Origin of the sequence: Plantibacter sp. CFBP 8804, from assembly GCF_014841225.1 — a bacterium.
Taxonomy (GTDB): Bacteria; Actinomycetota; Actinomycetes; order Actinomycetales; family Microbacteriaceae; genus Plantibacter; species Plantibacter auratus.
In genome coordinates this window covers 1-13,126 of sequence record NZ_JACYTU010000003.1, presented here as the reverse complement: position 1 = coordinate 13,126, position 13,126 = coordinate 1, and the positions used below count along the sequence as shown (strand labels likewise).

General features: G+C 69.4%; 6 protein-coding genes and 1 pseudogene. All 7 read left to right on the top strand.

The window, feature by feature from the left end:
* Positions 1-15: 15 nt before the first annotated feature.
* A complete protein-coding gene (locus tag IFU11_RS08205) occupies positions 16-777 on the top strand; it encodes a hypothetical protein (protein ID WP_192018640.1) in 762 nt (253 codons plus the stop codon).
* 102 nt (positions 778-879) lie between these two features.
* Positions 880-6,138: an Ig-like domain-containing protein gene (locus IFU11_RS08200; RefSeq protein ID WP_192018639.1), complete on the top strand. Its 5,259-nt coding sequence runs from the start codon at positions 880-882 to the stop codon at positions 6,136-6,138.
* A gap of 50 nt (positions 6,139-6,188) precedes the next feature.
* Positions 6,189-7,157, top strand: a complete 969-nt coding sequence (locus IFU11_RS08195) for an AAA family ATPase (RefSeq protein WP_085510244.1) — start codon at positions 6,189-6,191, stop codon at positions 7,155-7,157.
* A complete protein-coding gene (locus IFU11_RS08190) occupies positions 7,154-8,533 on the top strand; it encodes a DUF58 domain-containing protein (RefSeq protein WP_192018638.1) in 1,380 nt (459 codons plus the stop codon). Before IFU11_RS08195 ends, IFU11_RS08190 begins: the two co-directional genes overlap by 4 nt.
* Positions 8,530-10,983: a transglutaminase domain-containing protein gene (locus IFU11_RS20745; RefSeq protein WP_192018637.1), complete on the top strand. Its 2,454-nt coding sequence runs from the start codon at positions 8,530-8,532 to the stop codon at positions 10,981-10,983. Before IFU11_RS08190 ends, IFU11_RS20745 begins: the two co-directional genes overlap by 4 nt.
* A 37-nt stretch (positions 10,984-11,020) precedes the next feature.
* Complete coding sequence (locus IFU11_RS08180) at positions 11,021-11,662, top strand: spermidine/putrescine ABC transporter substrate-binding protein (RefSeq protein WP_192004665.1); 642 nt, start codon at positions 11,021-11,023, stop codon at positions 11,660-11,662.
* Between the two features lie 120 nt (positions 11,663-11,782).
* Positions 11,783-13,126 (top strand): annotated as a pseudogene (locus IFU11_RS08175) (hypothetical protein); the annotation flags it as partial.

Sequence of the window (13,126 nt, the reverse complement as noted above, 5' to 3'; positions counted from 1 at the left end):
CAGGGGGACCAGACGATGACCACGGACGAGGCGACGGACACGGCGACGACGAAGACGGCGGTGCGCGTCGAGTTCTGCGGCGAGGAGTACGCCGTGGACGCACGCAAGCCGTTCCTGATCGGGCGCGAGGGCGACCTCGTCGTCGACGAGAACCCCTTCCTGCATCGCACCTTCCTCAGTGTCACCTTCGATGCCGGGCTCTGGTGGCTCACGAACATCGGGAACACCCTCTCCGCGACGGTGACGGATACGACCGGCAACGTGCAGGCGTGGCTCGCGCCCGGTGCCCGGCTCCCGATCGTGTTCCCCGAGCTGCAGGTGTTGTTCAGTGCCGGGACGACGACCTACGACTTCACGATCACCTCGGACCTCGAGTACTTCAGTCCGTCGCAGCTCTCGACGACCACCGCCGGGACCACGACGGTCGGGCCGATCCACCTGACGAGCAGCCAGCGCCTCCTCATCGTCGCCCTGGCGGAGGACGTCCTGCGCCAGGCGTCGCCCGGTCGCGGCGAGATCCCGGCGTCGGCCGCCGCTGCCGCCCGCCTCGGCTGGAGCCAGACCACCTTCAACCGCAAGCTCGACAACGTCTGCGACAAGCTCGACAAGTTCGGGGTGCAGGGGCTCCGCGGTGGGCCGGGGAAGCTCGCGACCGGCCGTCGTGCACGGCTGGTCGAGTACGCGGTCTCGACCCGACTCGTGGACGCCAGTGACCTCCCGCTCCTCGACCACGCCGATCAGGCGGACGTCGACGGGGGACAACCGGTTCGTGGTTGACCCTCGCAACCGTTTTCCATGACGGACTTCTTTGTTAGAGTGACTCCGCGTTTGCAGCGTGGCGCATCGACCGATGCTTGACCGAACATCACCTGGGGGACCGTGAGCAACTGGAGTGCCTGGCTGCGCAAACGCAAGACCGCGGCCTCGATCACGGCCCTGTCGGTCCTCGTCGCCGTACCGGTGACCGCCGCGCTCATCCACCAGGGCTTCCCGGTCACGGAGGTCGACCTCGAGTCCCGCGACGTCTGGGTCACCAACGGTGAATCGCTCCTCGCGGGCCGTCTCAACGATCAGATCTCCGAACTCGACGGAGCGGTGTCGACGGCCTCCAACAACGCCGACGTGCTGCAGGACGGCGACGACGTCTTCCTCCAGGACAAGGCGCTCTCCTCGCTCGAACGGATCGACCCGGCCTTCACGAGCCTCATCCAGCGTGTCTCGCTGCCGACCGGCGCGACGGTGCACTACGGCGGCGACCGACTCTCGGTCGTGGCTGGGGAGACCGGCAAGCTCTGGTCCGTCGACGCCGCGGGGGAGCTCCGCTTCGACCCCACGGAGACGAAGCCGATCGTCTCCATCGGCAAGGCCGGTCAAGCGGTCGTCACCTCGACGGGCACCATCCTCGCGGTCGCACCCGCGAAGGGGCGGCTCTACCGCATCCTGCCCGACGGCACGAAGACCGAGTCGAAGCTCCCGAAGCTCGACGACTACCAGTTGAGTGCGGCCGGTGAGCAGGCGGTCATCCTCGACCTGAAGTCCGGCGACCTCGTGAAGCAGGACGGCTCCGTCGTCGAGCTGCCGGGCAAGCCGTTGAAGATCCAGGAGCCGTCGGCGTCGGACGACGCCGCCGTCATCGCCACCGGTGACTCGCTCGTCCGCGTCCCGCTCGGCGGCGGCGACCCGGAGGTGCTCGACGCGGACGTCACGACGGCGGCGACGACCGCGGCCGAGGTCACGGCACCGGTCAACCTCGACGGCTGCATGCACGGAGCCTGGGCCTCCTCCAGTCGGTACGCCGCCGAGTGCGCCGACAAGAAGCCCGTCATCGAGGACATCAACCCGGAGACCATCGGCCAGCAGCTCGTCTTCCGGGTCAACCGCTCGGTCATCGCCCTGAACAACGTCCAGACCGGCAACTCCTGGCTCGTGCAGGCGAACATGCGCCTCGTCGACAACTGGGACGAGGTGACGCCTCCGCAGGAGGAGGACGGCGAGGACGGCGACGAGAAGGCCTCCGAGCAGTCCTTCGAGGACACGCTCGCCGAGCGCACCGACGAGAACCGCCCGCCCATCGCCCGCGACGACGCGTTCGGCGTCCGCCAGGGTCGCGCGACGGTGCTGCCGCTGCTCGACAACGACTCGGATGCCGACGGCGACGTCCTCACGATCCAGAACCCGCCGGAGCTCGCCGCGGAGACGGGCAAGCTCGAATCCATCGACGGCGGGCGCGCGCTCCAGTTCACCCCGGCCGAGGGCTTCGTGGCCGGGACGACGTCGTTCCGCTACTCCGTCAACGATGGACGACCAGGCGGCGTGGCCGAAGCGAACGTGAGCATCGCCATCAAACCGCCCGAGGTCAACGAGCCGCCGACGTCCCATCGCGAGGCCGCCGTCTCGGTCGAGGCCGGGCAGACGGTCACCTACAACGTGCTCGCCGACTGGCGTGATCCCGACGGCGACGACATCTTCCTCCAGTCGGCCTCACCGGCGTCCAGCGACCTCGTCCGGTTCACCCCGGACGGTTTCGTCACGTTCACGCACGCCTCGCCCGAAATGGGCCCGCGCGACGTCAAGTTCGTCGTGTCCGACGGAGTCAACTCGGCGGAGGGCACCCTCAAGGTCGACGTGCAACCCGCCGGAGCCTTGAGTCCGATCGGCACACCCGACTTCGTCTCGACCTTCGTCGGCGAGTCGGCTCTCGTCCAGCCGCTGGCGAACGATCAGTCACCGAGTGGGGCCCCGCTCGGGCTCATCGGCGTCGACGCGTTGCAGGGCGGTCTCGTGTCCTCACCGAGCCTCGAGAAGCAGTCCGTCACTGTGTCCTCGAACGAGCCCGGCACCTACTACCTGAAGTACACGCTCGGTGCCGGCATCGCCTCGAGCATCGGGCTCATCCGCGTCGACGTCCTCGAGAAGCCCACCGATGTGCGGCCGCCGGTCGCCGTCAAGGACGAAGGCTATCTGCGTCCGAACGAGACGATCACGATCCCGGTCCTCGCGAACGACGAGTCGCCGGGTGGGCAGGTGCTCGCCGTGCAGTCCGTCTCCGTTCCCGACGAGTCGACCTCGTTGTCCGTCGAGGTCCTCGACAGCGCGGTCATCCGCGTCTCCTCGTCCGCGCCGATCGAACAGCAGCTGCAGTTCACCTACGTCGTGTCCGACGGCACCTCGTCCGCGACGGCGGCCGTGACGGTCGTCCCGGTGCCACCGCTGCCGAAGCATCAGGCACCGGTCGCGACCGACGATGCGGTCGTCGTCCGCGCGGGCGACATCGCCAACGTCGCGGTGCTCGAGAACGACTACCACCCGGACGCGGCGGTCATGCTCGTCGACCGCCAGCTCGTCGACGACCCGACCGCCGGCCTCGCCTTCGTCGACGACGACGAGGTCCGCTTCCAGGCGCCGAGCGAACCGGGCACCTACACGACGACGTACCGCGTGTACGACACGTTCGGCGAGGCCGACACGGCGACGGTCACCTTCAACGTGGTCGGCGAGGACAAGAAGAACAACCAGCCGCCCGTGCCACAGCTGCTGACCTCGCGCGTGTTCGCGGGTGCGACGGTCCGCGTGGACGTCCCGCTCGACGGCCTGGACCCGAACGGCGACTCCGTCGTCGTCGACGACATCGCCTCGGCACCGTTGCTCGGTCGCGTCATCGAGCAGGGGAGCACCTGGTTCGTCTACGAGGCGGCTCCGGACTCCTCCGGCACCGACACGTTCCAGTACCGGGTCAAGGACACCTACGGTGCGGTCGCCGTCGGCACGATCAAGATCGGGGTCATCGGACGCCCGGAGGTCGACGGCCAGCCGAACGCGGTCGACGACTACATCGAGGTCCTCCCGGGCAAGGTCGCGTCCGTACCGGTGCTCTCGAACGACTCCGATCCGAACGGGTACAAGCTCAAACTCGAACCGAAGCTGCTCTCGGTGGACGACGGCCTCACCGCCGAGGTCAGCAAAAGCCGTGTCGTTATCGAAGTGCCGGAGGAGGAGGCGTTCTTCACGGTCCGGTACCAGATCACCAACGGCAAGGGTGGCATCGACAGCGCCTACATCCAGGTCAAGGTCACGAAGGACGCGAAGCCGCAGTTCCCCGAGGCGGATGATCACGTCCTCGAGGACGCCGACATCGTCGGCAAGAAGACCATCGACATCGACGTGCTCGACGGCGCGCAGAACCCCGGTGGGCTGATCGACGACCTGCAGCCGAGCCTCGAAGGTGTGAACGCCGCCTCCGGCGAGGTCCGCGACGGTGGCACCATCCGGGTGACCCTCACCGACCGACGCCAGGCGATCGCCTACCGCCTGACGGACCCGGTCACGCAGCTGAGCGGCGCCGCGTTCATCATCGTGCCGGCTGCGACCGACGGCGAGCCGCCGCGGATGAAGAGTCCGTTGCCGGAGCAGATCGTCAAGGTCAACGAGACGCGCACCTGGAAGCTCTCCGACATCACCGAGGCGCCGTCCGGCAAGCCCGTCACGATCGCCTCCGAGGGCAGCGTCGTCAACTTCCGGAGCAACGGCACGTCGAGCTACGTCGACGACGCCACGATCACCTTCACCCCGGCGAAGGACTACCGCGGACCCGCCTCGGTGAGCTTCGAGGCCACGGACGGCCGAGAGAGCAAGCTGCTCACGCTGCCGATCACGGTCGGCGACCCGAACCTCGAGGACGTCCCGCCGACGTTCACCCCGCCGACGGTGACGATCGAGGCCGGCGAGGCGCCGGTGACCGTCGACCTGCGGGCGTCGAGCGACCACCCGAACCCGAAGATCCTCGCCGCGCTCACCTACCAGGGCTTCGGCGGCACGACCGCGGGCGTCCAGGGCAGCCTCTCCGGTTCTCAGGTCTCGATCTCCGCTCCGCAGGGGACGCAACCCGGCACCTCGGCCACGCTGACGTTCACCGTGAACTACAAGGAGTACTCCGTCCCGGGGTCGATCAACGTCCGCGTCGTCTCCTCGACCAGGCCGCTCCCACGTGCCATCGACGACCGTGTCGAAGAGGGCCGCAAGAACAAGGCCGAGTCGATCAGCGTGCTCGCGAACGACTACAACCCGTTCCCCGACACCCCGCTCAAGATCGTCGACGCCACCGTGGAGAGCGCGCCGGCCGGTGGGGCGACGGCCACGTTCTCCAGTGGCACGGTCACGGTCACCCCCGGTTCGTCGAAGAGCGGGACCGTGAGCGTCATCTACACGGTCCAGGACGCGACGAACGACCCGAACCGGAAGGTCCAGGGTCGCATCACGGTCGTCGTGAAGGACGTTCCCGATCCACCGTCGCTCAGTCTGAAGAGTGCGAAGAGCGGCAAGATCACCGTCGTCGTCGGCGGTTCGCCGGCGAGCAACGGCGCACCCATCGAGTACCACGCGGTGAAGTGGAGCGGCGGCGGGGAGAAGCAGTGCGCCCCCGGCAACGACTGCACCTTCGACGTGACGAACGGGCAGAACTACACCTTCACCGCCTATGCGCAGAACTCCGTCGGTCCGAGTGCCGGTTCGAATGGGATCGCTGCGACCGCCTACGGCGTGCCGAGTGCGCCACAGAACGTCTCACTGAAGTCGTCAGGCGATGCGCCGGCAACGTTGACCATGCGGTGGAACGCTCCCGCCGACACCGGCGGACAGGTCGACAAGTACCACTGGCGGATCATGAGCGGCTCCAGCACGGTGCAGACCGGGACGACGGGTGGCACCAGCGACTCGGTGGGCGGCATCGGCGCCGGCACCTACCAGGTCTACGTCTCCGCGGAGGGTCCCGGAGGTACCGGACCCGAAGGCGGGCCGGCCGAGGTGACGGTGAACAACCCACCACCGCCGAAGCCGAGCGGATCGCTGTACAAGTCCGGTCAACCGCACGCGTGTCAGAGCGGCGGTACCGGTTGCTACGACGTCGGAGTCCGCTACGCCGACGTCCCGAACGGCAACTACGACGTGCAGATCCAGCGCAATGGCTCGGCGGTGGGTTCGACCTCGAACATCAACGCCAGCGGGACGGGCAGCTTCGTCCACAACAACCACCTGGGCGTCATCCCCGCCGGTGAGACGATCACCGCGTTCTTCCGGAACACGGCGACGGGCGAGACGTTCAGCATCGGGGCCACCTCAGCAGCCGCATGGAACGCGATGTAGCGGCTCGACCTTCCACCTCTCCCTCCTACACGAAAGCATCCAACACCTCCATGACTGTCACGCAGGAACAGGCCACCTGGTTCGCCGACGCGTTCGGCAAGCTCGTCGGCAACGTCGAGCAGGCCATCCTCGGCAAGGAGCACGTCATCAAGCTCGTCGTCACGGCCATGCTCTCGGAGGGCCACGTGCTCCTCGAGGACTACCCGGGCACCGGCAAGACCGTGCTCGCGAAGGCCCTCGCGAACACGCTCGACGGCACGAGCTCGCGGATCCAGTTCACGCCCGACCTCCTGCCGTCCGACGTCACCGGTGTGACGATCTACGACCAGGGCAAGGGGATCTTCGAGTTCCACAAGGGACCGATCTTCGCCTCCATCGTGCTCGCGGACGAGATCAACCGTGCCTCGCCGAAGACGCAGTCGGCACTCCTCGAGGTCATGGAGGAGGGCATCGTCACGATCGACGGCACGAGCTACGAGGCCGGCCAGCCGTTCATGGTCATCGCGACGCAGAACCCGATCGAGCAGGCCGGGACGTACAAACTGCCCGAGGCGCAGCTCGACCGCTTCCTCATCAAGACGACGCTCGGCTACCCCGACCGCCAGACCTCGGTGAACCTGCTCCTCGACGCCTCGAACCGGGCGCGCGCGACCAAGGTCCAGCCGATCATCGCCTCCAGCGCGGTCATCACCATGGCGCAGCTCGCCACCGAGGTGCACGTCGACGGCAGCATCCTCGAGTACGTCGCCGACGTCGTCGCGGCGACGCGGGACGACCAGGACGTCGCGCTCGGCGTGAGCATGCGTGGTGCGCTCGCCCTCGTACGCGCGGTGAAGACCTGGGCGATCTCGCAGGGACGCACCTATGTCACCCCCGACGACGTCAACGACCTCGCGCAGGCCGTCCTCGCGCACCGCATCATCATCGACCCCGAGTCCGACTTCGCCGGCGTGACCGCGCAGGACGTCGTCGCCCGGGTCCTCGTCAGCATCGCTCCGCCGGCGTACCGCGCAGCATGAGCGAGACCCTCGAGCAGCGCGCCGCCGCCGCGCCGGACGGATCCGATCCGGTCCGCACGGCGACGGTCGGCGCGCCTGCCGAGGCGGGGCCCGAGGGTCCCGATGCGCACATCGATGGCGCGCCGGCTCCCGCTCGACGGCCGAACCCGTTCCGCAGCGCGCTCGACGGCGTCGGTGCCGTCGTCGTGCCCTGGGCCAGGGTCGTCTGGTCGGCTGCGCAGCCCGTGCTCGCTGTCGTCAGCGGCCTCGGCTGGGTCGTGCTCGCGATCGGCGTCATCGCGACCGTCGCCGGCTTCATCCTGGGGTGGGCGGAGCTCGTCTTCCTCGGCTTCGTGCCGCTGGCCGCGTTGCTGGCCTCCGTCGCGTACCTCTTCGGGCGGTCGACCTTCCGCATCTCCATCCACTTGAACCCCAGCCGCGTCACCGTCGGGGAGCGCGCGATCGGGCAGGTCCTCATCGCCAACCCCGGCAACCGCGCCACGACGCCCACGCGCCTCGAGGTCCCCGTGGGCTACGGCCTCGCGGAGTTCGCGATCCCGGCGATCCCGAAGGACGGCGAGCACGAGGAGCTGTTCGCCGTCCCGACGAACCGGCGAGCCGTCATCCCGGCCGGGCCTGCCGTATCGGTCCGTGGTGATCAGCTCGGTCTGCTGCGCCGCGAGGTGCGCTGGACGGAACCGGTCGAGCTCTTCGTGCACCCTGAGACCACGCGGCTCCACCCGACGGCCGCCGGTCTCATCCGCGACCTCGAGGGCCTCGTCACGAAGACCATCACGAACAACGACATCTCCTTCCACGCGCTCCGCGGGTACGTCCCCGGTGATGACCGCCGCTACATCCACTGGAAGTCCTCCGCGAAGACGGGCCAGCTCATGGTGCGGCAGTTCGAGGAGACTCGGCGGTCGCAGCTCACCATGGTGATGACGACCGACTCCCGCTACTACGCCGACGACGAGGACGAGTTCGAGTTGGCGGTGTCGCTCACCGCGTCGATCGCGACCCAGGTGATCCTCGACCAGGTGCCGATCAGCGTCGTGACCGACCGGCTCGCGCTGCGGACCCACACCGTGACCTCTTTCCTCGACGACAGCTGCAGGCTGCAGCTCGCCGAGGGCACCTTCGACACCCCACGCACCTTCGCCCGGGAGACCACGAAGCGTCTGCCTGCACCGAGTGTCGTCATCATCGTCGCCGGTTCGCGGCTCGAGGCACAGGAGTACCGGGGGATCCAACGCCTCTTCGGTCCCGACGTCAACGTGTTCGGCATCCGCGTCGAACGCGGTGCACGGGCCGGCATCAAGGACGTCGCCGGGATGAACGTCATGACGGTCGGGGCACTGAGCGACCTCGCCAAGGTCATGTCGAGGGCCCTGTGAGCGGGGTCGACGAGCGCACGACCGTGCGCCCCGGACGCGTTCCCGCCGGCTCGGCCGCGGACGTCGACGTCCAGGGCATCGTCCCGACCTTCGTCGCGCCGTGGCCGTTGCCCGGCCGCTCCTGGATCGACCTCGTGGTCGTCTTCGTCCTCGCGGCCCTCGGCCTGCTCGGCTTCGGTGCGGCGCTCAGCGGCACCGGCTTCCTCCTCGCCGGCCTCGGCGGTCTCGCGCTCGGCATGGCGGTCGGTGTCGCCTCCCACGCGCTCCGGCTGAACGCCCTCCTGACCGGTCTCTCGACCGTCCTCGTCTTCTACGTCTTCGGCAGTGCCCTGGCGATGCCGTCGGTCGCGACGTTCGCGGTCCTCCCGAACCTGCGGACCCTCGGTGGGATCAGCATCGGGGCGGTGTTCGGGTGGAAGGACTTCGTCACCCTGCAGACCCCGCTGAGCGCGCCCGCCTACATCATGACCCTGCCCTACGTCGCGGGGATGCTCGTCGGGGTCGTCTCCGCCGTGCTCGCCGTCCGCTGGCTCCCGCGCCGTCCGCAGGTCGCCGTGCGCTGCGCCGTCCTGCTCGTCGGCCCGACCGCACTGTACGCGCTCGGTGTGCTCCTCGGCACGCAGACGCCGTTCCTGGCGGCCGTCCGCGGGATCGCATTCGCGCTGATCGCCCTCCTCTGGCTGGGGTGGCGGCCGGGCGCCGGTCGTGGCGAGAACGCTGCGGCGTCGACCACCGCCGTCCTCCGTCGCAAGAAGATCATCGGCACGGCCGTCCTCGCCGCCGTCGCGGTCGTCGTCGGCGGCGGCGCGGCCGTCGTCGCCTCGCCGCCCGCGGACTCCCGGTTCGTCCTCCGCGAGGTCGTCACCCCGCCGTTCGACCCCCTGGAGTACCCGAGCCCGCTCGCCGGGTTCCGCGAGTACACGAAGGACCTCGCCGAGACGAAGCTCTTCACCGCCACCGGTCTCGAGCCGGGGGATCGGATCCGTCTGGCGGCCATGGACAGCTACGACGGACGCCTGTGGACCGTCTCGGGACCGTCCACGGCGACCGACGGCTCCGGTGCCTTCGAACTCGTCGGCGACCAGCTGCCCGGACCGGAGCTCATCACGGCCGGTGGCGACCGCCGGGTGTCGATCGACATCACGGGCTACGACGACATCTGGGTGCCCAGCGTCGGATATCCGAGCGCGCTCACCCTCGACGGCAAGGCGGCGGAGCGATCCGAGGACATCCGCTACAACGCCGAGAGCGGCGCGGCCGTCGTCACCTCGGGGATCGGCACCGGCGACGACTACGAGGAGCGGACCACGACGCAGGCCGTCCCGAGCGACACGGCCCTCGCGACGACACCGACCGCAGCGGTCGAGCTGCCGCCCGTCACGAACATCCCCGACATCGTCGTCGCGAAGGCCTCGGAGTTCGTCGGCACCGAGACGACGCCCATGGCCCAGCTGCGGAGGATCGAGCAGACGCTCCGCACCACCGGGTTCCTCAGCCACGGACTCGCCTCGGACAGCTCTCCGTCGCGCGCCGGCCACGGCGCCGACCGGATGTCGGAGCTGTTCACCCGCACACCGATGGTCGGCGACGAGGAGCAGTACGCGTCGGCGTTCGCGCTCATGGCCCGCTCGCTCGGCTACCCCGCGCGGGTCGTCATGGGCTTCGCGCCCGAGGTGACCGAGGGCCAGGGTTCGGTGCAGGTCGTCGGAGACGACGTGACGGCGTGGGTCGAGGTGCCCTTCGAGGGCTACGGCTGGGTGGCGTTCTCACCGACCCCCGATGAGACCGAGATCCCGCAGGACCAGGACCCGAAGCCCAAGACCGAGCCGCAGCCGCAGGTGCGTCAGCCGCCGCGCAGCGACAACCTCGACGACAGCCTCCTCACCGAGGCCTCGATCGACGATGGCGACGACAAGGACAAGAACGACGGACTCGTGATCCCGGAGTGGGTCTGGTGGCTCGCGCTGATCGTGGGTGTCCCGGTGTCGCTGTACTTCATCCCGCTCCTCGCCATCTCCGGCGCGAAGCGTCGGCGGACGAAGCGTCGCCGCGCGGGCAGTGGTGACCGCAGCGCCGCCGGTGCGTGGGACGAGCTGATCGACCGCTACGCCGAACTCGGGTACATGGTGCCCCCGGCCGCCACGCGGTCGGCCACGGCGTCCATGCTCGGTGCCCAGGAACCGGAGGGCGCGACCACGCTCACCGCGCTCGCGGGGACGACCGACGATGTCGTCTTCTCCGGTCGTGACGTGGACGACACGACGGCCGACGAGCTGTGGCAGCGGTCGGAGGCCGAGGCCTCCCGGGCGCAGGGAGCGCTCGGCTGGTTCGCCCGCCAGCGGAGCCGCTTCCGCTACCGCGCGAAGCGTAGTCTCGTGAGTCGGCTGCAGCCGTCCGGTTCGCTCGCCCGGCGAGCAGCACGCGACCAGCGCGCCACCGGAGGTCGCTGAGGCCGATACAGCCGCCGAGGCGCTACCCTCGGTGAGTATGGAGCGCTCGCTCGAGACCAGCGTGAGCCAGGCCGTCGACGCCTGGCTCCGGTGGCTGCCGCGTTGGCACCCCGCCGCCCACCGTGGACGCACCCGGATCTGCCGCCGGTGCATCGGGTCGCCGATCCTGCGGGCGGCCGGCCTCGTGGACGACGTCCCGCACCAGGTGCAGCACGGCCTCGCCACCCGGATGAAGGCAATCGTCGACCACGCGGTGGCGGAGTACACCGAGCGGAACCTCCCTGTCCTCCGCGCCGAACTGCGCGCGGCGGACCTGCGCGAGGCGCAACGCTCCTACCGCCCCGGGGAGGGGCTCGACCCGGAGTTCGACGGGTTGCAGCTCGACCCCGACCCGGATCCCGAGCAGCCCTACCTCTTCACCCTCGCGGAGCTCGGCGAATCCCAGGCGAGGACGGTCCCGCCACCTCCGCCGTTGTCGGACGACGCGAAGGAGGCGCTGCGCACCGAGATCGCCCTCGCCGACCAGTGCGCGAACGAGACCGGGCGCCGCATCTGCGAACTCCTCGTCGGGCACCGCCTCGCCATCCACGACGCCGTGGAGCGGTACGTCGAACCGCAGGTCACCGCGCTCCTCGACGACCTCGCGCTGGAGCTGGATTCCCCCACCTCGCCCTGGTAGCCGTCGGGGTTCACCTGGACGCAGGAGGGGAGATCTCCCCATCGTGCTGTCCGACACCCGTCACTATACTTTCGAGCACTTGTCATCAGCACGATCCATGCTCATTGGGGGCGCAACACCATGACCGATCCCGGAGATCAGAACCCGCAGCAGCCCCAGTGGCAGCGACCACCCGCTCAGCCCGACCCGCAGCAGGGGTGGCAGGGCAACGGCCCGCAGCAGTCGGGCTCAGGCCAGCAGCAGACGGGGCAGTACGGACAGCAGTCGCCGTACGGGCAGCCGTCTGGGCAGTACGGGCAGCAGTCCGGCCAGTACGGTGAGCAGTCGTCCGGCCAGCAGGACCAGCAGACGGGCCAGTACGGGCAGCAGTCCGGTCAGTACAGCCAACAGACCGGTCATTACGGTCAGACGGCGCAGTACGGCCAGCAGCCCACCGAGCAGTTCGGTCAGCAGGGAACCGGTCAGTACGGCCAGCAGCCCACGGGGCAGTACGGCCAGCAGCCCACCGAGCAGTACGGCCAGGCGCCCTACGCGCAGGGCGCCGGCGGGTACGGCGGCGGCCAGCAGCCGCCCAAGAAGAAGCTCTCGAAGAAGGGGCTCACCGGCATCATCGCCGGCGGGAGCGCCCTCCTCCTCATCATCGTCGGTGGCATCGTCGGCGTCAGCGTCGGCAACGCCCTCCACGCCCCGGAGGTGACGGTCAAGAGCTACCTCGACGCCCTCAAGTCGGGCGACGCCGAACAAGCGCTCAAGCTCTCCGGTACCGAGGTGTCGGCGGCCGACGTGCTGCTGACCGACGACGCGTACAAGGCGGCGTCCGGCAAGGTCTCCGGCTACACGATCGGGAAGACGACGACCAGCGGGAACACCGCGACCGTCGAGGCCCGTCTCACCCAGGGCGGCGAGAGCGTCGACCAGGAGTTCACGCTCACCAAGGTCGGCAAGGACGCCGTGCTCTTCGACAAGTGGAAGCTCGAGGCTCCCGAACTCAGCACGGTCCAGGTCGACGTGGTCGCCCCTGAGGACGCGGTGGCGACGGTCGGCGGCGTCGACCTCACCGACGTCGAACCGATCGCCGAGGGTTCGTACCAGCTGCGCGCCCTCCCGGGCACCTACGACGTCGCCCTCAGCGAGAGCGACTGGTACACCGCCGAGGCGACGACCACCACGGCCGTGGGCTTCGGTCAGGCCGCGGAACCCGCGACGCTCGCCGTCGCCCTCACCGACGCCGGGACGACCGCCGTCGAGGAGGCCGTCAACGCGTACATCGACGGCTGCGGTGCGGCGACGGAGCTCGCCCCGGAGGGGTGCCCCTTCGAGATCCGCAACGACACCGGCTTCACCCCCTCCGGTGTGACCTGGAAGTTCGACACGCGCCCGACCTTCACGATCGGTGACTTCGCGGGCGGCGGCTGGACCGTCGACTCCGAGACCGTCGGACGCATGTCGATGACCTGCACGCTG